The organism is Pseudomonas persica, from assembly GCF_900291015.1.
GTDB lineage: Bacteria > Pseudomonadota > Gammaproteobacteria > Pseudomonadales > Pseudomonadaceae > Aquipseudomonas.
The window spans coordinates 1-276 of sequence record NZ_OLKL01000128.1 but is presented as its reverse complement, the minus strand read 5'-3'; the positions used below and the strand labels follow the sequence as shown (position 1 = coordinate 276).

At 45.7% G+C, this 276-nt stretch carries 1 protein-coding gene; it reads left to right on the top strand.

Features of this window, described 5'->3' with window-relative positions:
• Nucleotides 1-276 (top strand): hypothetical protein (locus tag FQ664_RS27365; RefSeq protein WP_178091078.1); only part of this gene is annotated, 276 nt, incomplete at both ends.

The following is a 276-nucleotide window of genomic DNA, read 5'->3' as shown; positions in this document are numbered from 1 at the left end:
AGCAAGTTGGATACTTGGTTAGCTAAGCCTTGGTTTGTTGCCTTATTAGCATTTGTTCCTGCATTGCTGATCGGCTTGTTGGTAATGATGGTTTTACGATCTCGTAAGCAAAAGACGCAGATTGCTAGTAATCAAGAAGCCAATACCTCAAACCCGTCTTCTGATGTTGCAGCAGCGACTGCTGGTGTTGCTACTGCAGCTGTTGCGGTTGAAACTCTGGATGATGATAGCCCGTTCTCAGATGATCTCCTTGCTGGGATTGAGGAAGATGATGAC